The 23,302-nt window shown below is 52.8% G+C and carries 25 protein-coding genes; 5 read left to right on the forward strand and 20 right to left on the reverse strand.

Features of this window, described 5'->3' with window-relative positions; genetic code table 11:
* Nucleotides 1–20: 20 nt before the first annotated feature.
* From MNODULE_RS17440 to MNODULE_RS17480, 9 genes are all read right to left on the reverse strand, one after another.
* Nucleotides 21–308 carry an STAS domain-containing protein gene (locus MNODULE_RS17440; RefSeq protein WP_168062219.1) on the reverse strand — a complete coding sequence of 96 codons (288 nt, stop codon included), beginning with the start codon at nucleotides 306–308 and terminating at the stop codon, nucleotides 21–23.
* Between the two features lie 200 nt (nucleotides 309–508).
* Nucleotides 509–2,581 carry a sigma 54-interacting transcriptional regulator gene (locus MNODULE_RS17445; protein WP_168062221.1) on the reverse strand — a complete coding sequence of 691 codons (2,073 nt, stop codon included), beginning with the start codon at nucleotides 2,579–2,581 and terminating at the stop codon, nucleotides 509–511.
* Between the two features lie 153 nt (nucleotides 2,582–2,734).
* On the reverse strand, nucleotides 2,735–3,307 hold the full coding sequence (locus tag MNODULE_RS17450) for a CHRD domain-containing protein (RefSeq protein WP_168062223.1): 573 nt from the start codon (nucleotides 3,305–3,307) through the stop codon (nucleotides 2,735–2,737).
* A gap of 272 nt (nucleotides 3,308–3,579) precedes the next feature.
* Nucleotides 3,580–3,843, reverse strand: a complete 264-nt coding sequence (locus tag MNODULE_RS25510; RefSeq protein WP_168062225.1) for a type II toxin-antitoxin system RelE family toxin — start codon at nucleotides 3,841–3,843, stop codon at nucleotides 3,580–3,582.
* A complete protein-coding gene (locus MNODULE_RS17460; protein ID WP_168062227.1) occupies nucleotides 3,830–4,030 on the reverse strand; it encodes a hypothetical protein in 201 nt (66 codons plus the stop codon). Before MNODULE_RS17460 ends, MNODULE_RS25510 begins: the two co-directional genes overlap by 14 nt.
* Nucleotides 4,031–4,116: 86 nt before the next feature.
* Nucleotides 4,117–5,034, reverse strand: coding sequence for a Kelch repeat-containing protein (locus tag MNODULE_RS17465; RefSeq protein ID WP_168062229.1), 918 nt, complete (start codon nucleotides 5,032–5,034; stop codon nucleotides 4,117–4,119).
* An 11-nt stretch (nucleotides 5,035–5,045) separates the two neighbouring features.
* A complete protein-coding gene (locus tag MNODULE_RS17470) occupies nucleotides 5,046–6,002 on the reverse strand; it encodes a fused MFS/spermidine synthase (RefSeq protein WP_168062231.1) in 957 nt (318 codons plus the stop codon).
* A 7-nt stretch (nucleotides 6,003–6,009) separates the two neighbouring features.
* Nucleotides 6,010–7,683 carry a dihydroxy-acid dehydratase gene (gene ilvD / locus MNODULE_RS17475; protein ID WP_168062233.1) on the reverse strand — a complete coding sequence of 558 codons (1,674 nt, stop codon included), beginning with the start codon at nucleotides 7,681–7,683 and terminating at the stop codon, nucleotides 6,010–6,012.
* A gap of 95 nt (nucleotides 7,684–7,778) precedes the next feature.
* A complete protein-coding gene (locus MNODULE_RS17480) occupies nucleotides 7,779–8,477 on the reverse strand; it encodes a hypothetical protein (protein ID WP_168062235.1) in 699 nt (232 codons plus the stop codon).
* A gap of 258 nt (nucleotides 8,478–8,735) precedes the next feature.
* Between MNODULE_RS17480 and MNODULE_RS17485 the strand changes: the two genes are divergently transcribed.
* Complete coding sequence (locus MNODULE_RS17485) at nucleotides 8,736–9,296, forward strand: DNA-3-methyladenine glycosylase I (protein WP_168062237.1); 561 nt, start codon at nucleotides 8,736–8,738, stop codon at nucleotides 9,294–9,296.
* A gap of 59 nt (nucleotides 9,297–9,355) precedes the next feature.
* On the forward strand, nucleotides 9,356–9,913 hold the full coding sequence (locus tag MNODULE_RS17490) for an NADPH-dependent FMN reductase (protein ID WP_168062240.1): 558 nt from the start codon (nucleotides 9,356–9,358) through the stop codon (nucleotides 9,911–9,913).
* Nucleotides 9,914–9,922: 9 nt separating this feature from the next.
* On the opposite strand, the gene MNODULE_RS17495 is transcribed toward MNODULE_RS17490, so the two are convergent.
* The 6 genes from MNODULE_RS17495 to recG form a co-directional block, all read right to left on the reverse strand.
* A complete protein-coding gene (locus MNODULE_RS17495) occupies nucleotides 9,923–10,930 on the reverse strand; it encodes a cyclic di-GMP-binding domain-containing protein, MshE-related (RefSeq protein WP_168062243.1) in 1,008 nt (335 codons plus the stop codon).
* A gap of 229 nt (nucleotides 10,931–11,159) precedes the next feature.
* The gene (locus MNODULE_RS17500) at nucleotides 11,160–11,879 is read right to left on the reverse strand and encodes an FAD-binding oxidoreductase (protein WP_168062245.1); all 720 of its coding nucleotides are present in this window, start codon (nucleotides 11,877–11,879) and stop codon (nucleotides 11,160–11,162) included.
* Nucleotides 11,880–11,896: 17 nt separating this feature from the next.
* The gene (locus tag MNODULE_RS17505; RefSeq protein ID WP_168062247.1) at nucleotides 11,897–12,238 is read right to left on the reverse strand and encodes a PilZ domain-containing protein; all 342 of its coding nucleotides are present in this window, start codon (nucleotides 12,236–12,238) and stop codon (nucleotides 11,897–11,899) included.
* 77 nt (nucleotides 12,239–12,315) lie between these two features.
* Nucleotides 12,316–13,254, reverse strand: a complete 939-nt coding sequence (locus MNODULE_RS17510; RefSeq protein WP_168062249.1) for a Ppx/GppA phosphatase family protein — start codon at nucleotides 13,252–13,254, stop codon at nucleotides 12,316–12,318.
* A gap of 19 nt (nucleotides 13,255–13,273) precedes the next feature.
* A complete protein-coding gene (locus MNODULE_RS17515; RefSeq protein WP_168062251.1) occupies nucleotides 13,274–13,660 on the reverse strand; it encodes a hypothetical protein in 387 nt (128 codons plus the stop codon).
* A 23-nt stretch (nucleotides 13,661–13,683) separates the two neighbouring features.
* The gene (recG, locus tag MNODULE_RS17520) at nucleotides 13,684–15,825 is read right to left on the reverse strand and encodes an ATP-dependent DNA helicase RecG (protein ID WP_168062253.1); all 2,142 of its coding nucleotides are present in this window, start codon (nucleotides 15,823–15,825) and stop codon (nucleotides 13,684–13,686) included.
* Nucleotides 15,826–15,949: 124 nt separating this feature from the next.
* On the opposite strand from recG, the gene rpmB reads away from it, so the two are divergent.
* Both rpmB and MNODULE_RS17530 read left to right on the forward strand, forming a co-directional pair.
* Complete coding sequence (rpmB, locus tag MNODULE_RS17525) at nucleotides 15,950–16,141, forward strand: 50S ribosomal protein L28 (protein WP_168062255.1); 192 nt, start codon at nucleotides 15,950–15,952, stop codon at nucleotides 16,139–16,141.
* Between the two features lie 254 nt (nucleotides 16,142–16,395).
* On the forward strand, nucleotides 16,396–17,172 hold the full coding sequence (locus MNODULE_RS17530) for a MerR family transcriptional regulator (RefSeq protein ID WP_168062257.1): 777 nt from the start codon (nucleotides 16,396–16,398) through the stop codon (nucleotides 17,170–17,172).
* 28 nt (nucleotides 17,173–17,200) lie between these two features.
* Here the strand turns inward: MNODULE_RS17530 and MNODULE_RS17535 are convergent, their stop codons facing one another.
* Entirely contained in the window at nucleotides 17,201–18,043 is an 843-nt protein-coding gene (locus MNODULE_RS17535; RefSeq protein WP_168062259.1) for a transporter, read from the reverse strand.
* 296 nt (nucleotides 18,044–18,339) lie between these two features.
* Here MNODULE_RS17535 and MNODULE_RS17540 point away from each other — a divergent pair, with 296 nt between their 5' ends.
* The gene (locus tag MNODULE_RS17540; RefSeq protein ID WP_238339637.1) at nucleotides 18,340–18,852 is read left to right on the forward strand and encodes a response regulator; all 513 of its coding nucleotides are present in this window, start codon (nucleotides 18,340–18,342) and stop codon (nucleotides 18,850–18,852) included.
* 99 nt (nucleotides 18,853–18,951) lie between these two features.
* On the opposite strand, the gene recN is transcribed toward MNODULE_RS17540, so the two are convergent.
* The 4 genes from recN to MNODULE_RS17560 all read right to left on the reverse strand — a co-directional run bounded on the left by recN (nucleotide 18,952) and on the right by MNODULE_RS17560 (nucleotide 23,101).
* Nucleotides 18,952–20,646 carry a DNA repair protein RecN gene (recN, locus tag MNODULE_RS17545; RefSeq protein ID WP_168062264.1) on the reverse strand — a complete coding sequence of 565 codons (1,695 nt, stop codon included), beginning with the start codon at nucleotides 20,644–20,646 and terminating at the stop codon, nucleotides 18,952–18,954.
* Nucleotides 20,647–20,658: 12 nt separating this feature from the next.
* Nucleotides 20,659–20,991, reverse strand: coding sequence for a thioredoxin (gene trxA, locus MNODULE_RS17550; protein WP_168062266.1), 333 nt, complete (start codon nucleotides 20,989–20,991; stop codon nucleotides 20,659–20,661).
* Between the two features lie 147 nt (nucleotides 20,992–21,138).
* The gene (gene groL / locus MNODULE_RS17555) at nucleotides 21,139–22,767 is read right to left on the reverse strand and encodes a chaperonin GroEL (protein ID WP_168062268.1); all 1,629 of its coding nucleotides are present in this window, start codon (nucleotides 22,765–22,767) and stop codon (nucleotides 21,139–21,141) included.
* 49 nt (nucleotides 22,768–22,816) lie between these two features.
* Nucleotides 22,817–23,101 carry a co-chaperone GroES gene (locus MNODULE_RS17560; RefSeq protein ID WP_168062605.1) on the reverse strand — a complete coding sequence of 95 codons (285 nt, stop codon included), beginning with the start codon at nucleotides 23,099–23,101 and terminating at the stop codon, nucleotides 22,817–22,819.
* Nucleotides 23,102–23,302: the final 201 nt, after the last annotated feature.

Here is a 23,302-nt window from a genome sequence, read left to right on the forward strand (position 1 = left end):
TTCCTCCCCCCTCTTTATATCTATCTCTTCCGTTCTTCGACGGAAGCGATAATTTTTTCAATGACACACCGGTTCATACAACCGTTCGCCACGAGTTCAACGCCGCTCCGGTACATCTCCATCAGGAGCGCTTTTCCCTCTTCATCGATAAACGTCACCGAGGCGAGATTGACCTGGACGCTGTTCGGCGACTGGGCCGCGGCGGCTTGCCAACAGCGCGCTAACTCGTTCACCCACGGTCCGGCCAGCTTTCCTTCGAGGGTGATCCTCGTTCGGCCGGGGTCTGTTTCTGTCGTGATCTTCAACATGGTGCATCGACTCCTTGTCCAACTTGTTGCCTCCAACAGAGAGCAATCTCTATTCCAAAAGAGGCTCGCGTTTGGGCAAGGGAGTTAAGGTATAGAAAACAAACAGAAATAGGAGAATTCTAAAAATTTGTTCTGGAGGATTTTCGAGAAGGTGCCGATGACGGCGTGCCGATATATCGGCAGGTGCCGAAGGGTCGGCGTTATGAAGGGCGGGTAATGCCGAGCTTTTGAATCTTAGATTGCAGGGTCGTCCGTTTCATGCCGAGGCGGGTTGCGGCGCCGGAGGGCCCGCCGATGACCCAATTGGTTTCTTGGAGAACACGGAGGATATGTTTGCGCTCCGCCGCTTCCAGTGTGGCGTTTCCATCAGACGAAGCCGCCGCGGACCCCTTCAGCTCTCCGAGAGGAACACGCAGCTCGGTTCCCTGGGAGAGGATGACGGAGCGCTCGATCAGGTTTTCGAGCTCGCGGATGTTGCCGGGCCAGGGGTACTTCGACAGAGCCGCCATCGCCTCCGAGGGGATTGTCTCAATCTGTTTGTTCATCTGGCGCGCATACTTTTGGGTGAAATAACGGACAAGCTGCGGGATGTCTTCGGAGCGCTCCCGCAGAGATGGGAGGGAAACCGGAAAGACGTTGAGTCGGTAGTAAAGATCGCTTCGGAACTGTTTCTCGGCGACCATCCGCAAGAGATCTTGGTTCGTCGCCGCGATCAGACGGACGTTGACCTTAATCGTTCTATTGCTTCCCAGCCGTTCGAATTCTTGTTCTTGAAGCACCCGCAATAATTTGGATTGCAGCTCCAACGGGATGTCGCCGACTTCATCCAAGAAGAGAGTCCCCTGATGGGCCAACTCGAACCGGCCGATCTTTTGCGCGATCGCGCCGGTGAAGGCGCCCCGCTCATGGCCGAACAACTCACTCTCCAACAACCCGGTGGGAATCGCGGCACAGTTCATCTTCACGAATGTCCGCTCGTGTCGTCCGCTGAGATTGTGGATCGCCCGCGCGATAAGCTCCTTGCCGGTGCCGGTTTCCCCCTGAATCAGCACCGTGGAATCGGTCGGCGCCACGGTCTCCACCTGCTGGAGGATTCGCTTCAGCACCGCACTTTCACCGACGATCTCTTCGAAGTTGTGTCCGGTGGCGCGGATCTCTTCTTCAAGGTAAAGCTTCTCTTTGGCCAATTTGTTTTTAAGCGCTTCGATCTGCTGATAGGCGAGGGCGTTCTCGACGGCGATCGCGATCTGGCCGGCCACCTGGGTCAGCAGTTCTGCGTCTTCCTCGGAAAAAGCCTTTTCCCGCAAGCTCGCCACATCCAAGGTTCCCAACACCCGGCCATGAGAAATGAGCGGCACGCTGCAGCCCGATTTGACTCCGATGGCGATCATTCTCTTCCGATACTCCTCGGGAAGTGCGACGAGATCAATGGTGGGGAAGAGCATCGTTTTACCGGAGGCAAAGGCGCGTCCTGTCGGCGAGTCGAGCGGTATCTGGAAACCGGCTTTCAGAATATCTTGATCCTGCGGGAAATCGAGCGCATGTCTGATTAACCGGCCTTGATGAGGGTCATAGATGCTGAGGCCGGCATAATCATGTGGAATGACCTGACGCAAATGCGCTGAAAAGGCCTTCAGGAGATCTTGTAAATTAAGGTGGGAGACCAATGCGTTGTTGATCTCCAAAAGTAAACGCTGCCGGTCGCGTTCATGCGTCAGCTGCTTCTGATACGACTGGGCGTTTTGGAAATTCAGCGCATTCTCGACGGCGAGCGCAACCTGTTTGCCGACCTGCTTCAAGAATTCAAGATCGCAGCCGTCGTAAGCGGCCTTCTTCAAGCTCGAAAAAATGATCGCACCCAATCGACCTACCGGTGTCGTCAGCGGCACAACGCAGAATGAGTTGATCCCGTCCTCCTTCATTCTTCGGACCGTCTCGGGCCAGCGGTCTTCTTCATTCACGTCGTGAACGATCAGCGCATCCTGTTGTTTCCAGACGAACCCGGCCGGGGAGTTTTCAAGGGATGATTCGTGACCGCCGATGATCTCCGCCGGAACGTTTGCCTGTAGCGTATGAAGCCGAATTGTGTTCCGTTCAGCATTGTATAAGGAGAGGCCGACGAAATGAACGGAAACGACTTGTGGAAGGCGGTGGGCGAGATCTCGAAAGAGTTCATGAAGATCCCGATGGAGGGCAATCGCCTCCGTAACTTCCAGCAGGGAACGATACCGCCCAACCTGCTGATCCGGGGTCTGCTCTGATGCGTTGCTCATAAGGGAAGGACCAATCCTTTTGACCGGTTTATACTATAGGCCATGTTCTTTACAAAATCAATTTCATCTTCCTTTGAGGGACCTCCTAAAATAAATCCGGCCAAGGAGGGCGCAACCCCCTTGGCCGGCGGATTTTCGGAACGTAGACGAATCTCAGCGCGGGCCGAACCGGCGTGAATCGATTTGTCCGCGGATTTCGCCGGGAGGATGTTTGAGGGAGTGCACGTTGACGTAGGCGGCTCCGCTGAGGATGGCGTTCACGAACTCTTCGAACTCGCCGGCGGCGATCCCCTGCCCGGCCGGACCGATGACGTCCATTGCGGTGAAGGTTCCCTCTATGGTTCCGCTCAGCGGACAGAGGGGAAGACCGGCGGGAACGGACGGCGGCGGCGCATCCCCGCAGAACCAGACCATGATCCCGCCGTTGGTATGTTGCTGTCCGAAGTGGATATGGGCCATGAAGATTTCCCCTTCTGTGTTGTCATAACTCAACGACCAATCGACTTCGGTCCGATCCGCATTGATCGTTGCCTTGAATCGGCCGCTCCCCGTTGTCGACACCGACGGAACCTCGGGCAGCCCCCCTAATCGGGCGGAGAGTCCGATCGGCCTGGGCGGTCGAGCGGGCGGCGGTCCATCGTCATTGTCTTCGTGCGAAAAGACGGGTGCGGTTTGAAGCAGGATGAGCGCGGCACCTATCAGGAGGTATGTCAGAGATTTTTTCATCTTCGTTCCCCCTCTGTTTGGTTAGACGGTTGATGGTTTGTCTTCCTGGATCGATCTTGCCGAATCAGACCGAAAGCGGATGGTCGGTCAATTATTGAGGGTAGTTGAAATTACTTTCAAAGGTCAAGTTTTTTTATCAAGAAGATACAGGTGACATGAGAAAGGTGTGCGATGGAAAACCATTGTGGAAGGTATTTTCTATGATCCCTTGCTAAAGGAGCAAGAGAAGCGACGTTTTATGTATTTAGATTTTAAAAAGAGTGAAAAAGGATTTATTTATTGTAAATATCTTTGCGATGTCCCACTCGGACAATTTCGATTACAAGGTCTGAGCGGAGTATGGTGTAAATGACCCGGTAGTCCCCGACCCGAATACGATAGGTATGTTCCGACCCGACTAGTTTGCGAACGCCGTCGGGATACGGTGTTTCGGATAATTTTTCTACTGCGTTGATGATTCTTGAAATAGTATCTTTGGAAAGTTTTTTTAATTCTTTTACGGCGGAGCTTTTCCAGCGGATACTAAATAAGGCCATCTCGTTTCAGCTCTGTGATCAATTCCTCATGTGGGACGGTCGGCTCTTCGCGGCGCTCTGCAACAGCAGCAAGGTCTTCAATATCTTCAATGAGCTCCTCAAATTCCTCTATGGGTAAGATAACCGCCTTTTTCTCACCACCTTTATCAGTAACGTATTGAAGTTTAAGTCGTTTTAAATCCAGCATATTGATATTCCTTCCTATTTTTTGAAAAGATCACCCTTGAATTATATCAGAGTGCTTAGAAGGTTTAAATCAATTCTGCTACTCCTCTAAAAAGCAACCACCGATCCCATCACCGACCGGTCCTTCGCCCAGCCGCCGAGGAGGTAGATCGTTCCGTCGACTACGGCTACGCCCATCGCGGCACGCGCCTCCGGCATCGGTGGAAGCTCCGACCATTTCTTTGAAGTCGGATCAAATATTGCCCCGTGGGTGCCGATCCCCTCGTCTCCGCGGAAGCCGCCGAAGATGTAGAGCCGGTCATTTACCACGCAGGCCCCCTGCCCTGCCGAACCCCAAGGAAGCTTCAGCGGGCTGACCGTCCAGGTCCCTTGCTTGGGATCGAAGGTCTCGATCCGGTCGTATTCGTTGAACCCCTGCGGGGTAAATGCGACCCCGCCTAAGACCGAGAGTTGTCCGTTCACGACGACGGCGGAAGCGGCAAAGCGCGGCGTCGGCATCGGGGCGATCTCTTCCCATCCTTTCATGCCGGGTGACCAGCGCTCTGAGAACGAAAAAGCCGGATCGGTCTGGGGGCCTCCTTCGGTGGCGTTCGGATGGTGGCCGCCGATGATGTAGATCTTTCCGTCGAGGATCGTCGAGGCGGGATAGTCGTGCGGCTGGAGAAGGTCGGGGCCGGTTTCCCATCGGTCTTCCTTCGGGAAGTAGGCTTCGACCGTGGTGAGAAATTTGAATTTGCCGTCGGGTTTTTTGAACCCGCCGCCGATCACATAGATGACATCGCCGATCGTCGCCGCCATCGCGCCGGAGCGGAGGGTGGGCATTGGGCGAAGCGAGGACCAGCGGTCGGTTTTGGGATCGTAGACTTCGGAGAGATTCAGGCTTTTAAAGGCGGGGCCACCGCCGCCGAAGGAGTAGATCTTGCGTCCATGGACGGCCACAGCGGGATGGGATCGCGGGGCGCTCAGCGGCGCTTTCACTGACCATTCGCCCGGTTTTGTTCCCATGACTCCCCGCTCTATATTTTTCCGGTGATGTAGGTCGCCGCCTGCTCGAACTTGTCATACGGACTGGCATTAGTGGAGACGCGGTTGAACTTTTCGATGACGGCACGCTCGCGCGCCGTCGGCTGGGCAAGATAGGTGGAGGGGTGGAAATAATCGAGCTGCATGCCGCGTTGAACGGCGGCGCGGAAGTTTTTCTCGATCCGCTCGAAGTTGATCCGATACGGCGAGACGATCCGGTACGACCACGCCATCCCGAAGCAGGGCATCCCGACGTGCGCGGTCAGAATGTTGGCGCCGAATGCCGACTTGAGGGTGTTATAAATCGTTCCGTACGATTCGGGGAAGAGGTCGAAGTTGTCGGTGTGAACGCCGACCATTCCCCCTTCCGTCAGGCGCGAGGCGAGGAGCTGGTAGAACTCTTTCGTGTAGAGCATCTTCGACGGGCCGTGCGGTTCGGTGAGATCGACGATGATGACATCATATCTATTTTTATCTTCCTGCAGATCTTTCAAGGCATCGACGCAGCGAAGGTCGAGCCGCTTGTCGTCGAAGGCGCCGCGCGAGATCTCCGGAAGATATTCCTTCGATTTGTCGATGACGACCTGATCGATCTCCGCCATCACGATCCGCTCGATGCCGGGATGTTTCGCCGCCTCTTCGATTGCGCCGCCGTCCCCGCCGCCGATGATGTAAATGCTCTTGGGATTCTCGCAGGCGAGAAGCGGTCCTTGAACGAGGTATTGATGGTAGCGCTCTTCGTCGAGGTAAGAGACCTGGATCTTGCCGTCGAGGAACATGATCCGGCCGAAGGTGTCGGTCTCATACACCTCGATCTCCTGCAAGCCGGTGCTTCCTTTGTAGAGGACGCGCGACGGAACGTAGACATGGCCGAAATCGGAGGTGACGAATTCGGTTTGGCCTTGTTTGGATTTTGAGATGCTCGGGGGAAGTGCGATCGGTTCGGTCATCTTTCCTCTAAGTGGTGATCGCCCCTTCCGCCGCCGACGAGACGTGGCGCGCATACTTCGCCATGACGCCGATCTTGTAGCGGGGCTTCGGTGCTTTCCAGTTTTTTAGGCGGATTTTGATCTCTTTTTGCGAAAGGGCGACGCTCAGCTCGCGCGCCTTGATGTCGAAGGTAATGATGTCGCCGTTCTTCAGCGCGGCGATCGGTCCTCCGACCGCGGCCTCGGGGGCGACGTGCCCCGCCATCAGGCCGCGGGTCGCGCCGGAGAAGCGCCCGTCGGTCAGCAGCGTGACCGAGTCGCCGAGCCCCGCCCCCATCAGGGCCGCCGTGACGCCGAGCATCTCCCGCATTCCCGGTCCCCCCTTCGGTCCCTCGTAGCGGATGACGACGACATCCCCCGCTTTGATCTTTCCTTTTTGGACGGCGGTGAAGGCGTCTTCTTCACAATCGAAAACGCGCGCCGGACCGCTGTGGAGCATCCGCTCGTGTCCGGCCACCTTCACGACGCAGCCCTCCGGAGCGAGATTTCCCTTGAGGATCACCAGCCCGCCGCTTTTTTTGATCGGATCGGTCAGAGGCCGGATCACCATTTGGCCCGGCGTTTCCTGCGCCGACATCGCCTCCTCCCCGATCGTTTTTCCGCTCACCGTCTTCTGATTCCCGTGGAGCAGCTTTGCATCGAGGAGCCTTTTGGCGAGGAGACGGTTCCCGCCGGCGCGGTGCATGTCGGTGGCGACATATTTCCCCCCCGGCTTCAGATCGCAGAGCAGCGGGGTCTTGGAACTTAACTTGTCGAAGTCGTCGATGTCGAGCTTGATGCCCATCTCCCGCGCGATCGCGAGAAAATGGAGGACGGCGTTTGTGGAGCCGCCGCTCGCGGCGACCGAGACGATGGCGTTTTCGATCGATTTCCGGGTGATGATCCGGCTCGGCCGAATATCGTTCTTGAGGATTTCAACTATTTGGCGTCCGACTTCGAAGGCGACCTGGTCTTTCTCGGCATCTTCCGCCGGCACGCCGGCGGTTCCCATCAAGGAGACGCCGAGGACCTCCATCGCCAAGGCCATGGTGTTGGCGGTGAACTGCCCGCCGCAGGCGCCGGCCCCGGGACAGGCGTGCTCTTCCAGATCGGCCATCTGAAGTTCGGTCAGCTTCCCCTTCGCGAAGGCGCCGATCCCCTCGAAAACATCTTGAATCGTGACGTCGCGTCCTTCGAATCGTCCGGGGGCGATCGATCCGCCGTAGAGCATCACCGAGGGGAGATCCAATCGCGCGAGCGCCATGACGGTGCCGGGAATCGTTTTGTCGCAGCCGGAGAGGGCGACGACGGCGTCGAAGAGGTAACCGCGGGCGCAGAGCTCGATCGAATCGGCGATCACCTCCCGGCTGATCAGCGACGTTTTCATCGCTTCCGTTCCCATGCTGATTCCGTCGGAGATCGCGATGGTGTTGTATTCCATCGGCGTTCCGCCGGCGGCCCGAATCCCCTCTTTCACCTTCGCCGAAAGACGCCGGAGGTGAAAGTTGCACGGCATCGCTTCGATCCAGGTGTTGGCAACTCCGATAATCGGCTTGCGCAGATCTTCGTCGGTAAAACCGATCGATTTGAAGTAAGACCGCGCCGCGGCCCGGTCGGGACCGTCGGTGAGGATGTGGCTTTTGTGTTTTAAATTGGAGGGCATGATCTGGAATCCTTCATTCTATGTTTCAAAGACGAGGGCGAACAGATCGGATTGCCTTACGCAAAACCGGCCTGTTCGCCCTTGGACAAATGAGGTTACGATGCAAAATGGGAAGCGCGATACTTCGCGATGTTGTCCCGGGAATTGGTGCAGCCGATTTCCACCTTCTCGCGAGCGGCGCCGATAAAGATGGTGCTCGAAAAATCGCTCTCGCCGTAGGGAGAAACCGAGTAATCGCCAAGGACATAGACCGGGACCTTCTTCTCGGAGAGAAGCGGGTAATAGGCTTCTTCGACCGCGAGGAACTCGAATCCCTCCGGACCGATCCCCCAAGGGGACATTTTCCGGATGTCGTTCGGCGACTGGTCTTTGTAGGCGGCGCCCAATCCTTCTTCATAATCTTTCGGGAGGAGCTCTTTGATATAAAACCCTTTAGGGCGGGGCGCGGCGCCGTCGCGCATTTTGATCTTCGGCCGATAGAAGTCGAAGCGTAACGGATCGGGCGGCGACGGATAAAAGTCGACGAAACGGGATTTATCGAGGTGGTATTTTCCCGTGAGGTAAGTCGCGAAGATATGGCCCGTCAAAAAAGGGTCGGCTTGGCCTTGGCCGTTGTCGCCGAATCCGTAGAAAAGACGGCTCTTGCTCGTCAACCCCTTCAGTTTCGGTTCGATCGCCTTGAAGGCTTCGTCCGGGATGGCGTCCTTGGCGAACTGTTTCTTGATAAAATCATTGAGTTCCCGCCACTTTTCAAGCTGCTTTTCCGGGCTGGTATAAACACTTGTTATGCTCATCGAATCGCCTCACTCCCTGGGTGCCCCCTCTCAGAGAGGGGAAGTTGGATTTACATGATGAAGAATCGCTAGATAATGTACGATTTATGTCCAAAAAGTCAAGATGAATTCAATGATTTGTGGGTGGATGACTCGGCGAAGCGGGAAAGACCGGGGGGCCTGATCCGTTGCCCCAGGGGCTTGATCGAGGTGGATTTCTCCTTTCGGTTTTGATACATTTCGGCGGGACGAATGGGGTTGACTCATTAGGAGAGAAGAATGATCCGGTGCAGTTGGGCGGGAGATCTCCCGCTGATGATCGAATATCACGACAAGGAATGGGGCATGCCGCTGCACGATGACCGCCGGCTCTTTGAATTTTTGATCCTGGAGGGAGCGCAGGCCGGATTGAGCTGGCGGACGATTTTGGAGAAACGGGAGAATTACCGGAAGGCATTCGATGGTTTCGATCCGGCGAAGGTGGCCCGGTACACCGACGCGAAGATCAGGCGTCTGCTGGACGATCCGGGAATCGTTCGAAATCGTCTGAAGGTCAACGCCGCCGTCCTCAACGCGCAGAAGTGTCTCGAGGTGCAAAGAGAGTTTGGATCGCTCGATCGCTACCTTTGGCGGTTTGTCGACGGCCGCCCGATTCGAAATTCCTTTAAGACCTTCAAGGAGGTCCCTTGCCGGTCGGATGTCTCCGATCGGATGAGCCGCGATCTTGCGAAGCGGGGCTTCAAGTTTGTCGGCACGAAGATCTGTTATTCCTTGATGCAGGCGGTCGGGATGGTGAACGATCACACGACCGACTGCTTTCGATATCAATCGGGTGAGTGATTGCGACGATTGGAGCAATCGCGTATCATGAATCCGGAAACAGATTCGTTGAGGACTGAATGAAGTTTCTGATGTTTGCCGCCTCTCTTCGAAAAGAGTCAATGAACCGAAAATTGATCGGCCTGGCGGCCGGGATCGTCCGAGGGTCGGGCCATGTTGTCGATCTGGCCGATTTTCATGAGTTCGATATGCCGCTCTACAACGGCGATCTTCAAGCCCAATCGGGGCTGCCTCCCGGCGCGTTGGAAATGGTCCGGCGGATTGAGGGAGCGGATGGGTTGATCATTGCCTCGCCTGAATATAATTACTCTCTCCCCGGCACATTGAAGAACGCAATCGATTGGGTCTCGCGCGCCAAGCCGATGCCGCTTCGCGGGAAGAGCGGCCTTCTTTTGTCCGCCGCCACCTCCGTTGTCGGCGGGATTCGAGGCCTCTGGCAACTCCGGATTCCGTTGGAAGGTTTGGGAGTCTTTCTCTACCCGGATATGTTTGCGCTGGCGGCGGCCGACAAGGCGTTCGCGGAAGATGGGACGTTGAAAGATCCGACCCTCTCCTCTCGGCTTCAGACGATCATGGCCGGTTATCTTAAGGCGGCTGAAGCACTCGCCGAACGTTAGCCGCCTGGACTACCCGTCGATAATCTTTTTCCTTAGGATGATGATTTCCAGCGCCATCGCCGTTTTCGCGACGAGGCTTTTGATGGCGGGGATGTGAGGGATCATCCGTCTGGAGAAAAAGTTGTCGCCGTAGATCACGCAAACGACATGGCCTTGGATCAACATCGGGATGACGACGACCTGTGGGGGAACCTGGATATCGAGGGCCTCGATCAGCTTCTCCATACCGGAGGCGATCATCGGTCCGTCATAGAATGTTTTGTTCTTGATCACCTGCTTGAAGAGCGGGAGATCGTCGGTGGGGAGGCTCAGGTCGTGACCTTCTTCTTCCGGGATGCTCATCCAAAGGTTCAGTTTTCCTTTCTTCACGGAGAAGCAGTAAACCCGCTCCAGGAAGAAGGAGAGATAGCGGATGAGCGACCGGATGACCTCGTCTTGATCTTGAATCAGGAGAAGATCTTTCTTGGCCAATTCCATGTAGAGCTCGATTTTCGACGGATCGACATCTTCGTTGCTTCGATCGACCCGGCTTCCATTTTTGGATTGGTCCTGCTCTCGGTGCAAGATGGAGAGAAACCGCATCTTGGCGTCGGCCTGGTAATACTTTTTCAGAAAATATTGAATTCGAATTTCGGAAGCGACATGAAACTGGAGCTCATACGGCTGGAAGATCGGGAGTGTGGCGATCTCGGGGGTATTGGTCGGATCGGCCACGGCGATCCGTAGGATATTCCCCTGCCGCCCGAACGGGATCATCTCGTATTGAATCGCAAGCCCCTTGGGGACAAGCTGGATCACCTCTTTCGGAATTTGGGCGAGGACGACCTGAGGAACGATCGGAATTTGGAACTTCTCGCTCAGGAAGTGGGTCAGCTCTTCTTCGGTCAGATATCCCAACTCGATCAGGTTCGTCCCGAGGCGACCCCCTTCCGTGACCTGCCGCTCCAGCACTTTTTCTAGCTGGTCTTCCGTGATCTTCTTGGCTGCAATCAGGTGTTCGCCCAGGAACCGGCTCATGGCGCCTTCTTTCGCTTAACTTTGTGTTTTTCTGAAAATTTATCACAAAGTGGGATCTTGTCAAATAAAGGAGGGATCGCGCTTCTTCAAAGGACAACCTATCGGCGGCATTTTCTTAATGCGGAGCAATTGCGGGTGACTAAATGAGATCCTTCGCCGCCGCTCAGGATGACGGAGCGGGACACTCTGGATAGGTCTATTGGAAGAGAGATTCGGCTGAAAGGAGAGGTTAATAAAACTTTTCGTAGTGGACCGATTTCCGCGGCATCCCTTTTTCGATGAGAAGGGTCCTGACCTCTTTGATCATCTCCCCGTTTCCGCAGAGATAGGCTTCTAGATTCTCTACGGTTTGAATCAGGCCGGGAAGAAGCGTCGTCACCCGTCCCCTCAATCCGGTCCAGGCGTCGGTCGGCCGGGACAAGGTGACGCAATATTTGAAGAAGGGGTACTCCTTTGCAAGGGAGGTAAACGCTTCCTGGTAATAAAGGTCGATCTCGCTTCGGAGTCCCCAGTAGAGGGTCATCGGGCGGCGGCTTCCGCTCCGAAGAAGGTGAACGATCATCGATTTGATCGGCGCGATCCCCGTGCCGGTCGCCACAAAAAGAAGCGAAGTGGCCGCTTCTTTTACGGTGAAATAACCGAGCGGATAGAGGAACTTCAACTTGTCCCCCATCTGAAGCGAGTGGATCTGTGTCGATCCCGGTCCCCCCTTCACCAGGTTGACGCAAAGCGTGATGATCTCCTTCTCCTCCGGAGAAGAGGCAATCGAGTAGGGCCGATTGTTTTGTCGGGGGTGTCCGTCTTTCATCTCGGTGACCTCGATCGAGATGTATTGCCCGGCGGTGAATTCAAGCTGCGGGGGATCGATCATTCTCAAGCTGATCTCTTTGACGTCATGCGTCAAGACCCGGATGTCGATCACTTCCGCGCTGCATTTGACAGGTTGCATGTATACTCCTTAGGGAACTATTTATAATACGATTCCGCCTGCTCGATGCAGCGGGTGAGGTTCGGATGTGTCCCCGCGGTCAGGATGTTGGAGAATTCGACCCCGGAAACAAAGGCGTTCTTGAAGGAGGCGCTCCATTTTACTTTGCCTTGAACGACTTCCGTCTCTTCCTGTCCTTCGAGCAAGAAATGAAGCGTGATTTTTACAGAGGTATCTTTTTTAATCTCCTTACTCGTATACATTTCCAGTCCGCCCCGGCTGATGCCGCCGACATAGGCTTGATCGAAATCGCCGTCCAGCAGCACCACCTCCGCGATCGATTTAATCGTCACCCGGATGTGTTTTCGCTTCTCAATCATTTTCGTCCGCTTTCCCTTCGGTTAACCGGAATGGCCGGTGGATGAACTCCAGATAGATCGTTCGAATCGGTCGATTTCTAAGACGATGTCTCTTCATATTCTTTCTGATATAAATGAATCAGCACCCCTTCCCTCAAGCCGTAATCACTCACATAGACCGGATCGTATCCGAAAAGTTCCATCACGGCGAGCAAGATCAAGCTCCCGGTGAGGATGATGTCCTCCCTCCCCTTCTCCAGCCCCAGCGTTTTCCGCCTCTGTTCGAGCGGCATCAGGGAGAGTTCCTTATAGATCCGCTCGATGGCGGCGCGCGAGAGGGGATAGCGGTTCACCTTTTGTGGATCGTATGCGGTCATCTTTTGGTCGATCGCGGCGAGGGTGGTAATGCTCCCCGCCGTTCCAACCAAGAGTCCCTTCGGAGGAAAGTGATAACCGATCGGTTTGATCACCTTATCGACCGCCAGCCGCAAACTTTTGAGTTCCTCCGGCGTCGGAGGATCCGACTTCAAATACTTCTCGGTCAGATGAACGACCCCCAACTCGGTGCTGAGGAGAAAGTTGGGCGCGTCTCCTTCGGCGCCGATGAATTCCGTGCTTCCTCCCCCGATATCGATAACGAGCATCGGCTCGGTCTGGTTTTTTATCACAAGATTCACCCCCAGGAAGGTGCAGAGGGCTTCTTCCTCTCCTGAGATGACCTGTACATCGAATCCGGTTTGCCGTTTCACTTCATTTAAAAAGAGATCACGATTTTCCGCTTCCCGAACCGCGCTGGTGCCGACCACAATTAGATGGTTCACCGAATATTTCTTGAGGATCTCCTTAAATTGCTTCAACGCCGCGACCGATCGCTCGATCGCGGCGGGGAGGAAGGCCTTTTTTGTAGAAAAGCCCTCTCCCAGCCGGGTGATTTCCTTCGCGGAGCAAATTTCACGGAGCGATTGTGTATTCTCCATTTCCGCCACAAGAAGACGAAGGGTGTTCGTGCCGATGTCGATTCCCGCAATGACAGCCATTAATCTGCTCTCTCCTCAATCAAGGCGATACTTTTTCATCGGGGTCGGATGGCTGGTCCATCTCTTTCATCTGGTCGAGGAGAATCTTTTGCTCTTCCAATAAGAGTCCGATGCGTCGAAATTCCCTCTTCCTCTCTTCCTCGGTCAGATTCCCCTTTCCGGACCAATGATCGTGGACCCTTTTACCCAGGGTTTGATGCGCTTCAAAGAGTTTCCGATTTGTTTTCTCCAGACGATAACGGATCCGGATGAGCTCCACCTCGGCGAAAGAGCGATCGACGGCGGAGGCGGAGCGGGTTTGGACCGCTTGCCAGCCCCGAATCATATCCTCTTTCCAATGTTTTGGGAAGAGCCCCCCCTCCGGTTTCCACCACTTTTTTAAGAAGATCTCCCACGAAAGGGCCATTCCATCCTCACTTCATTCGACCATTATCCGGTGGTCAACCACTCGAGTTTTCCCTTCCACTTTCTTTCCAGCAGGAGGCGAATCGGCCGGCTCTCCGCTTCGGTCAGATTCGGATCTCGATCGACCCATGTGAAGGCCTCGCGGCGGGCCGTTTCCAAAATGGCGGTGTCTCTCATCAAGTTTGCAATCCGCAATTCCGGAATGCCAGATTGCCGTGTTCCGAAAAATTCGCCGGGACCGCGGATTTCCAAATCGATCTCGGCGATCTTAAAGCCGTCATTGCTCTTCACCATGGCATCCAGACGGCGCTTCGCCTCGGCGCTGATCGGATACTCCGCCGCCAAGAGACAGAAGGACTGCTCCCTTCCCCTCCCGACCCGCCCCCGGAGTTGATGAAGCTGGGCCAAACCGAATCGCTCCGCATGCTCGATCAGCATGAGGGTCGCATTCGGCACGTCGATTCCCACTTCCACGACGGTCGTCGCGACCAGAAGATCGATCCGCCCCTCTTTGAACTCCCGCATGATCGATTCCTTCTCCTCCCGCTTTAATCGACCGTGGAGCAGCCCGATCCGTCGATGCGGGAAGATCTCACGCTGAAGGGTCACGGACAGTTCAAGAGCGGCCTTGAGATCGCTCTTCTCGGACTCTTCGATCAGCGGACAGACGACATAGGCCTGTCTTCCTTTCGCGAGCTCTTTCTCAAGAAAGGAATAAGCCCGCTCCCGCTGCTTTCCATAGAAAAGGAAATTGCGAATCGGTGACCGGCCCGGCGGCAGCGCATCGATGATGGAAATATTCAAATCTCCATAAAGGGTCAGCGCGAGGGTCCGGGGGATCGGCGTCGCCGTCATGATGAGGACATCGGGGCGATAACCTTTCCCCGCTAATTTCGCCCGCTGCAGCACCCCGAACTTGTGCTGCTCGTCGACAACGACCATCCCGAGCTTTTTGAATTCCACCCCCTCCTGGATCAAGGCATGGGTTCCGATGACCAGATCGTACGCTCCCGCTCGGATTCCTTCCAGGATCTCTTCTTTGGCTTTCTTCCGCATCTCGCTGGTCAGAAACGTGATCGTTCTTCCTAACCGTTCAATATACCCCCGAATGGAAAGATAGTGTTGCTCGGCCAGAATTTCGGTGGGAGCCATCAGCGCCGTCTGGTATCCATTTTCAAGGGCGATCAGGATCGACATGAGGGCGACCAGTGTTTTGCCCGATCCGACATCCCCTTGGACCAGCCGGTTCATGGGACGATCCGAGGCCATGTCCTCTTTGATCTCTGCAAGGACTTTTTCCTGCGCCGGCGTCAGTTGAAAAGGAAGAATCTGGCGAAGCCGATCCGGAAGTGATCCGGAGGTCCGGAAGGAGATTCCTTTTTCCTGAGTTGAAAACCGCTTTTTGCGGAGGGCCAAACCGGTTTGGAGAAGGAAGAGTTCATCAAACGAGAGGCGGCGGTGGAAGGGGCTCCGGCCGGCGTTCAATGGGGCCAGCGCTGAATCCGATGCGGGAAAATGAAGCCCCAAGATCGCCTGGGAGAGAGGGATCAGATTGTACTTCTGAATCAGGGCGGACGGGAGGATATCTGGAATTTTGGCGAGGTATTGATTCAACACCACCTTCATCAAGGATCGAATCTGGCGGCTCGTCACCCCTTTGGTTTCATGATAAATCGGAACAATCCGACCCATATGAATCTGAACCTCTTCTTCATCGACCTTTTCGTAGAGGGGGCTTTCCATTTCGAGATGATATCCGCCGTAATAGTTTGCTTTTACCTTTCCGGAAAGCATGATTTTTTCGCCTACCTTGAAGAGGTCCTTTAGGTAGGGTTGATTGAACCATTTTGCGTGGAGAAGACCGGTTTCGTCCATCACGGCCGCGTCGACGATCTTCATTCTGCGTCGGGGTGTCTGAACCAGGGAGACCGCTTTAATTTCGGCCAAGATCGTCTGCTCTTCCCCAGGTTGAAGGTGAGCGATTTTTTTTAAAGCGGTTCGATCTTCATACCTGAAGGGGGAAAAGAGGAGAAGGTCTTCAAGGGTCTCAATTCCAAGCTTGCCGAAAAGAACGGCCCTCTTCGGGCCGACTCCTTTCAGGTACTGAATCGGCTGATCCCACGGAAATGGGCTTGAGTCATTGATCTGTCTGGCCTGTTCGGTCATCGCATTCAGGAGGTGATTTTCAGGATGTAAAGCGCTTTTTCTCTTGCCAATTCGAAGTGTTCATGATACCATAGGGTCGCTTTTTTATCAACGAGATACAACTAACGGAAAGGATTTCGGGATCATGGCAAGAGTATGTGAGGTTTGCGGCAAGGGGCATCAGATCGGTAATTTGGTCAGCCATGCGAATAACAAAAGCAAGCGGAGCTTCAAGCCGAATCTTCAGACTGTTCGCGCCTTGATCGGTAAAACGGTAAAGCGGATTCTGGCCTGCACCAATTGCATCAAGGCAGGCAAAGTCATCAAAGCAGGATAAAGTCCGGTCATTGAGCCGGTGACAAATTGTGTCCTCTCACTAAGTAATCTACTTCCGGTAAGCCATCCTTCAACCCCATCTTTCTCTCCCGCGCCCAAGGTAACGGGGCATCCCCATCGTAAGCATTTGGATTCTCATCGGAAATCAATCTTCTCGACATCAACCACAATTGATCAACGATGGCATTTCACTTGCAAATTCCTGGGATTAAGGGAATTTCCTCCACGGCTACTTGAATATTAGGGAGAGAAAAAATGCAAAAGACATATGGCCCAAAAGCGGTTTGTCAATCTGTGGGTATTTCACAACGCCAACTCGGTTATTGGGGAATGATCGGCGTGATCAAACCGACGAAGCAGATGCACGGTGCGAAGGTATTTAATCGGTACACAGATGAGGATGTCGAAACCTTAAAGAAGGTGAAGAAACTGATTGAGGAAGGTTTTTTCGTCAGCAAGGCCGCTGAAAAAATTCACAAGCTGAAAGAGGCGCTCTCTTCCCCTTCTTCTGGCCTTTCTTCCGGAATGCCGTCTCCAGAGCAGAATGGGACCCATTCTCATCAAGAAAATGGACACCGGGGCCTTTCTTCCTCGCTCTATCTGGAGGTTCGACTTGCCGAGGAATTGGCAAAATTAAAGCAGCAGTCGTTTCCGCTGGCATGTATGGCGATTCAAGTTCTCTTTCCTTCTTTTATCAAACTTCCTCATCTAAAAAACGAGATCCTCCTGAAGCTCTCATTGAAATTCGCTTCGATGTTAAAGTCATCCGAGGTGATCAGCTACAAGAAAGATTCCATTTTCTTCTGGCTGATGCCGAATCGAACGATTGAGCAGGCCCGGCTTCTTTCCAAAGAAGTAAAAGAGATGATTGAAGGATCTGAATGGGAGGTTCAAGATAAAAGATTCAAGCTGCAAGCGGCCTTTGGCTTTAGTGACTCCAATACGCCACCCCGGAAAGAGGGTAATCTTCTCACTGCCGCGGAAGGAGAACTGTTAGGACAAGGGTTACGGAGAAATCGGCTGGTTCAATAAACAAGCAATCCGCATTCATTGCGAGGATTTATTCAAAGAGGTAGGTGAACCCAAATTGAACAAGGTAATCGGGGCTGTCGTCAGTGAGCCCAAACCCGACGGAGGCATCAACACTGGCGGTTCTCTCCAAGTTGTAATTGACTCCTCCGAGTAGAGTTAAGATTCCCTTCGAAGCCGAACTTCCAATCTCGGTGCTTCCCGATATTTCTCCGATGAGAGACAATGGTTCCTCGATCGTTTGGAGCTCCAAACCGAGCGCATAGAGGATCTGGTCAGGCAGATCGCCTAGAGGCGGATTCCCGATAAAAATATAACCGAAATTGATGTGGGCCGTCACGGGCGTGAATTCTTTGCTTGCGATGGCGACAATGCCTACATCGGGTTCTCCGGTGGTGCCGAAAAAGCGATCACGCCCGGCGCTCGGCACTTTTATAAAGAGTTGGCCTGCAATCGAGAGTGGATTCGCCTCGCGCCCTTTTAAGAAGCGCACCTTTGCACGCAGTAATAGATCCCCGATCTGGTTTTCATGTTCTCCATCTTCTTCGCGAAATAAATATGGAAGAAGGATGTCCAATTCCAGATTTTGGATGAGACCATATCGAATATCAACGAGCAGGTTTGCATCACGCGTGTCGGAGGAGAACCGATTTAAAACCAGACCGGTTTCCAATTGATAATTCCCCCTTTCCAGAGGGATCGCCCTTTCAGTCACGAGAAAGGGGCGTTCGGCAAATGCTTTGTCTGAAATAGATGGAAGGATCAGAAGGAGACTGGAGACAATCAGAAGAATTCCTTTTTTCCCGCGGCTATTCACGGGCGTGATTCTACTTTCCAGTAATTTTTTTGTCAAGAATTTAAATCCACTTTTCATCTTTAATTTACTTTTAAATCATTTCATTTATAAATCACAACAAAAATATTTATTGAATTCAGTCAGCATTGAGATATTTTGTTAGAACAGAGGCGAAACGTTGATACTTCCCAAATGAACATATATGTGCATCAGTTCAAAACTGCACACATGCTTTTTCCAGAAAGTAAGATCTGTCCACCTCTCTTTGAAATTTTTCTTTTTAAATTAGGGGCTTATATTCTAGGTGGGTATGACTCGCTTGGGTATTTCTCTTGCATCAAAGAATGGACGCACTCAAACCGCTGGAGGAGTTGATGGTCTCTAAAAGAACAATCCTAATTGTAGATGATGAGATCGGACCGCGTGAATCCCTGAAGATGATTCTGAAACCCTTTTACAATGTTGAGACCGCTGAAGACGGCATTAAAGCCCTTGAGATTATCCGAGAGAAGGAAATCGATCTGGTGACGCTCGACCTCAAGATGCCGGGTCCCCATGGCGGGGAAGTGCTGAAGCAAATCAAGCAAAAAAATCCCGATATTGAGGTGTTGATTATTACCGGATATGGGAGCTTAAAGAGCGCGATCGATGGGATTCGACATGGCGCTTGCGATTATTTGATCAAGCCCTTTAATATTTCGGAAATTATCAACATTATCAATAAAGCGCTTAATAAAAAGAAAAAGATGGAAGAACTGAAAGGTTTCCTCAGTGAGATCGGCAGCACATTCGGCGAAAATGCAAGCCTGGAGGAGATCAAGACTTATTTTAAAGAACAGCGGGAAGGGTCAAAAGAAACGGGCACCGTTTCCAAGCAAAGGAGTTAAAAGAAATTGATATGAACACTGTCACCTTTCTGATTCTAGGTGTTTTGCTGCTACTCTATCTTTGGACGGAGCGGTATTTGGTCACCCCCTCAAATTTCTTTATTTACTACGTTCTCTTCTCAATTGCTTTATTTGCCGCGATGATATAGTTTCTTCTTCCGATGACTTTCGGTCGATCATCTCTTCCGCATGCTGTAAAGTAATCGGGGTGATCGTGACCCCCCCCAACATCCGCGCCAGTTCGTGCACTCTCTCCTTTTTAGACAATCTCTTTACCGAAGTGGTGATCCTCTTTTCCGAGTCCTGTTTTTCCACAAAATAATGGTGATCCGCGAATTGAGCGATCTGCGGTAAATGGGTGATACAGAATACCTGGTGGGTTTTTGATAGTTTCGAAAGCCGCTTGCCGACCCTTTCGGCCACCCCGCCCCCGATACCGGCGTCCACTTCATCAAAAACCAATACCTCTACAGGATCCACCTCGGCAAGAATTACCTTCAGCGCCAGCATGATTCTCGAGAGTTCGCCGCCGGAGGCGATCTTCCCGAGACTTTGCGGCGTTTCTCGGGGCAGCGCAATCAGGAACTCAACCCGATCGATTCCATCTTCCGAGAGAGATTTTCGCTCCGTAGTGATTTGAAAGCAGGTTTTCTCCATCCCCAATAGTTGAAGCTCTTCCTGAATTTTCTCCTCCAGCTTTGTTTTGGCTTTCAGCCGAGCGCGAGAGAGAGAATCCGCTTTTTCCCTAAGATCTTTCTCGGCGCGTTCAATTTTCCGTTCTATTTCTGCCAGCTCCGTTTCACAACCGGAAATTTTAGAAAGGTCCATTTCCAATTGGGACCGGAGCGATAGAATTTCTTGGAGGGATAAACCGTATTTCTTCTTCAATTTTTGTATCAAGTAGAGCCGCTCTGTGACTTCCTGTAAACGATGGGGATCATACTCGAGCGCATTGAGCCGATTCCGCAGGAGGGTCGATAATTCTTTTAGGTTGATTTGGGCGTTCTCCCAGAGTTGTGTCTCCTCCGAGGCGTCATTTGTAATCTGGTTCAGCCGGTCAATCGCATTCCCGGTTTCGTCCAACCTGCTTAAGATGCCTCCCTCTTCCGACAGGAGGGCATAGGATGTCTCCGTGGCTGATAAAAAAGCTTCCCAATTCTTCAGCGTCTTCTCTTCTTTTTCTAGCGCTTCCTCCTCTCCGGGCTGGAGGTTTGCGCTGTTTATTTCCGAGAGCTGGTATTCGAGAAACGCTTGCTTCTGTTTGCCCTCCGATCCAAGTTTTTGGAGCGCGGTCCGTTCCTGTAAAAGCCGGTGCCAGACACGGTAGCCGTTTGCAACCTGTTTCCTTTGCTCCGGGAGGCTGCCGAAGGCATCCAGGAGGTCGAGCTGCCACTCTAAATTGGTCAGGTTATGATGTTCGTGTTGACCGTGGATTTCAGTGAGCCGCTGGCCGACTTCTTTCAATATCGATAGGTTTGCGAAAGAATGATTCAGATAAGTCCTATTTTTAGCCGATTTCGAAAGAATGCGTTTAAGGATCAGCCATTCGCTTGAAGGAAAATCGTTTAGAAGGGGAAGGTCGATCGAATCAAAGCGCGCTTCCAGGAGCGCTTCGTCCTTTCCTTCCCGAATGATTTCGGGGAAAGTGCGCCCCCCTAAGAGAGTGGAGAGCGCATCGATGAGGATTGATTTTCCGGCGCCTGTTTCGCCGGTGATGATATTTAAGCCTTCAGAGAACTCAAGAGAGACTTCGGAGATAATTGCATAATTTTGTATGCGAAGCTCTCTTAGCATATTTGGAATGCGTTACGATGAAGATAGGATGGAATCGATTTTTTGTTTGAACTGTTTTTTGGAGGCCGCTCCCACAATCTTATCGACCAGTTTTCCATCCTTGAAGAAAAGAAGTGTCGGAATCCCCATAATCTGATATTTTCCGGCGATATCGGGATTTTCATCGGTATTGAGCTTATAGACTTTCAACTTTCCGGCATATTCAACGGCAAGCTCATCAATGGTCGGCGCGATCATTTGACAGGGGCCGCACCAAGCCGCCCAAAAATCGACCATGGCCGCACCGGACGATTTGAGTACTTCTTGTTCCCAGGTTTGACTGGTCACCTTTGCTGCATTTCCCATCTCATCTCCCTTTCAAAAGTTGAGTCCATTTTATCCAACTTGCCGAGCCAAGTCAACGAGAAGAAATGAAAGCCCCCCATACCAAAGAGGATTATGGGGGGCTTTCGAACGCTCACACCTCTTCCGACGTCAAGAGGTTTTTTATGTTTAATACATGTCGCCCATTCCTCCGCCGGGAGGCATGGCAGGTCCCTTCGGTTTCTCTTCGGGGATCTCGGCAACCATCACCTCCGTGGTCAGCATCAGGCTGGCCACGCTGGCGGCATTCTGGAGCGCGGTGCGGGTGACTTTGGTCGGATCGATAATCCCCGCCTGGACCATATCGACATAGGACTCGGAGGCTGCATCGAATCCGTTGGCGCCGCTTTCTCGTTTCACCCGTTCTACGACAACAGAACCTTCAACGCCGGCGTTTTCGGAAATCTGACGGATCGGTTCTTCGAGGGATCGGCGTACGATATCAACGCCGATCTTCTGATCCCCGTCAATTTTTACTTTATCCAAAGCTGAAATGCAGCGAAGCAGCGCCACCCCGCCGCCGGGGACGATCCCCTCTTCCACCGCCGCTTTGGTGGCATGAAGGGCGTCTTCCACGCGCGCCTTTTTCTCTTTCATCTCCGTCTCCGTGACCGCGCCGACATTGATGACGGCAACCCCGCCGACGAGCTTGGCAAGGCGTTCTTGGAGTTTTTCTCGGTCGTAATCGGAGGTGGTCTCCTCGATCTGTGCCTTGATTTGCTTCACGCGGCCCTGGATCTTATGGGCGTCCCCTGCCCCTTCGACGATCGTGGTGTTGTCTTTATCAATCGTGATCCGCTTGGCTTTTCCCAGGTCGGAGATCTTCACGTTTTCAAGTTTCAATCCAAGATCTTCAGAGATGACCTGGCCTCCGGTCAAAATGGCGAGATCTTCAAGCATCGCTTTCCTTCGATCACCAAAGCCCGGCGCTTTCACCGCAGCCACCTGGAGGGTGCCGCGCAGTTTATTCACTACCAGTGTGGCAAGGGCTTCCCCTTCAACGTCCTCTGCGATGATCAAGAGCGGACGCCCCATCTTTGCGACCTGCTCAAGAACGGGGAGGAGATCCTTCATCGTGGAGACTTTCTTCTCATTGATGAGGATGAAAGCGTCCTCGAGCGATACTTCCATTCTCTCTGAATCGGTGACGAAATAAGGAGAGATATAACCGCGGTCGAACTGCATTCCTTCGACGACATCCAACGAAGTCGACATGCTCTTGGCCTCTTCGACGGTGATGACCCCGTCCTTGCCGACCTTCTCCATCGCCTCGGCGATCAGATCTCCGATGGTCTTGTCATTGTTTGCCGAAATGGTTCCAATTTGGGCGATCTCTTTTTTCGTCTGGCAGGGCTTGGAAATTTTCTTGAGTTCTTCCGTCACCGCTTCGACCGCTTTGTCGATCCCCCGCTTCAACTCCATTGCATTCGCGCCGGCGGAAAGATTCTTTACCCCTTCTCTGAAAATGGCCTGGGCCAAAACCGTAGCGGTGGTCGTTCCGTCGCCCGCCACATCGGACGTTTTGCTGGCCACTTCTTTCACCAGTTGAGCGCCCATATTTTCATAGGGATCTTTCAACTCAATTTCTTTCGCAACCGTTACCCCGTCTTTTGTAATTGTGGGTGCGCCGAATTTCTTTTCAATGACCGCATTTCTTCCCTTTGGACCTAATGTCGCCTTGACTGCATTGCTAAGCTGATTGACACCCCGTAGGATGGCTGCGCGGGCCTCATCGCTAAATACCATCTGCTTTGCCATCGAATTTCCTCCTTCTGAGCGGTTAACAGTTTAAAGTTCTAGAATTTTTTTATTCGAGAATACCGAGGATGTCCTCTTCTTTTAAGATCAGATATTCCTGATTGTCGATGGTGATTTTGCTGCCTGAATATTTATCGAAGAGGACGGTATCTCCGACTTTGACGTTTTTCACTTCTCCGCCGATTGCTTCGATTTTACCCTTCTGGGGTTTTTCTTTGGCGGCATCCGGAATATAAAGCCCGCCGGAAGTCTTTTCAGGTTCGCCCGAGTAGCTGACGAAAACTCTCTCCTTGAGCGGTTTGAATTTAACGGCAGATTTCGTAGCCTGTGCCATGGTTCCCTCCTTCAAAATTGAAATTAGGCTGATTTTACAAGGTATTTAGAGTGGAGAGTGACTTATTAGCACTCTCTCATTCAGAGTGCTAATAAGATATATAACAATCCCGAGAACAAAATCAAGTCCTATTTTAATCTTGAGACTAAAATTTCTCAAAACTCGGGATTCAATTTCTCTCCGTCGTCTGTCGTATCCTCA

Source organism: Candidatus Manganitrophus noduliformans (genome assembly GCF_012184425.1).
Lineage (GTDB): Bacteria > Nitrospirota > Nitrospiria > SBBL01 > Manganitrophaceae > Manganitrophus > Manganitrophus noduliformans.

Excerpts from the sequence above, each read along its gene's own strand:
- MNODULE_RS17440 (WP_168062219.1), bottom strand. The coding sequence starts at position 308 with ATGTTGAAGATCACGACAGAAACAGACCCCGGCCGAACGAGGATCACC.
- MNODULE_RS17445 (WP_168062221.1), bottom strand. The coding sequence starts at position 2,581 with ATGAGCAACGCATCAGAGCAGACCCCGGATCAGCAGGTTGGGCGGTAT.
- MNODULE_RS17450 (WP_168062223.1), bottom strand. The coding sequence starts at position 3,307 with ATGAAAAAATCTCTGACATACCTCCTGATAGGTGCCGCGCTCATCCTG.
- MNODULE_RS25510 (WP_168062225.1), bottom strand. The coding sequence starts at position 3,843 with ATGGCCTTATTTAGTATCCGCTGGAAAAGCTCCGCCGTAAAAGAATTA.
- MNODULE_RS17460 (WP_168062227.1), bottom strand. The coding sequence starts at position 4,030 with ATGCTGGATTTAAAACGACTTAAACTTCAATACGTTACTGATAAAGGT.
- MNODULE_RS17465 (WP_168062229.1), bottom strand. The coding sequence starts at position 5,034 with ATGGGAACAAAACCGGGCGAATGGTCAGTGAAAGCGCCGCTGAGCGCC.
- MNODULE_RS17470 (WP_168062231.1), bottom strand. The coding sequence starts at position 6,002 with ATGACCGAACCGATCGCACTTCCCCCGAGCATCTCAAAATCCAAACAA.
- ilvD (WP_168062233.1), bottom strand. The coding sequence starts at position 7,683 with ATGCCCTCCAATTTAAAACACAAAAGCCACATCCTCACCGACGGTCCC.
- MNODULE_RS17480 (WP_168062235.1), bottom strand. The coding sequence starts at position 8,477 with ATGAGCATAACAAGTGTTTATACCAGCCCGGAAAAGCAGCTTGAAAAG.
- MNODULE_RS17485 (WP_168062237.1), top strand. The coding sequence starts at position 8,736 with ATGATCCGGTGCAGTTGGGCGGGAGATCTCCCGCTGATGATCGAATAT.
- MNODULE_RS17490 (WP_168062240.1), top strand. The coding sequence starts at position 9,356 with ATGAAGTTTCTGATGTTTGCCGCCTCTCTTCGAAAAGAGTCAATGAAC.
- MNODULE_RS17495 (WP_168062243.1), bottom strand. The coding sequence starts at position 10,930 with ATGAGCCGGTTCCTGGGCGAACACCTGATTGCAGCCAAGAAGATCACG.
- MNODULE_RS17500 (WP_168062245.1), bottom strand. The coding sequence starts at position 11,879 with ATGCAACCTGTCAAATGCAGCGCGGAAGTGATCGACATCCGGGTCTTG.
- MNODULE_RS17505 (WP_168062247.1), bottom strand. The coding sequence starts at position 12,238 with ATGATTGAGAAGCGAAAACACATCCGGGTGACGATTAAATCGATCGCG.
- MNODULE_RS17510 (WP_168062249.1), bottom strand. The coding sequence starts at position 13,254 with ATGGCTGTCATTGCGGGAATCGACATCGGCACGAACACCCTTCGTCTT.
- MNODULE_RS17515 (WP_168062251.1), bottom strand. The coding sequence starts at position 13,660 with ATGGCCCTTTCGTGGGAGATCTTCTTAAAAAAGTGGTGGAAACCGGAG.
- recG (WP_168062253.1), bottom strand. The coding sequence starts at position 15,825 with ATGACCGAACAGGCCAGACAGATCAATGACTCAAGCCCATTTCCGTGG.
- rpmB (WP_168062255.1), top strand. The coding sequence starts at position 15,950 with ATGGCAAGAGTATGTGAGGTTTGCGGCAAGGGGCATCAGATCGGTAAT.
- MNODULE_RS17530 (WP_168062257.1), top strand. The coding sequence starts at position 16,396 with ATGCAAAAGACATATGGCCCAAAAGCGGTTTGTCAATCTGTGGGTATT.
- MNODULE_RS17535 (WP_168062259.1), bottom strand. The coding sequence starts at position 18,043 with ATGAAAAGTGGATTTAAATTCTTGACAAAAAAATTACTGGAAAGTAGA.
- MNODULE_RS17540 (WP_238339637.1), top strand. The coding sequence starts at position 18,340 with ATGGTCTCTAAAAGAACAATCCTAATTGTAGATGATGAGATCGGACCG.
- recN (WP_168062264.1), bottom strand. The coding sequence starts at position 20,646 with ATGCTAAGAGAGCTTCGCATACAAAATTATGCAATTATCTCCGAAGTC.
- trxA (WP_168062266.1), bottom strand. The coding sequence starts at position 20,991 with ATGGGAAATGCAGCAAAGGTGACCAGTCAAACCTGGGAACAAGAAGTA.
- groL (WP_168062268.1), bottom strand. The coding sequence starts at position 22,767 with ATGGCAAAGCAGATGGTATTTAGCGATGAGGCCCGCGCAGCCATCCTA.
- MNODULE_RS17560 (WP_168062605.1), bottom strand. The coding sequence starts at position 23,101 with ATGGCACAGGCTACGAAATCTGCCGTTAAATTCAAACCGCTCAAGGAG.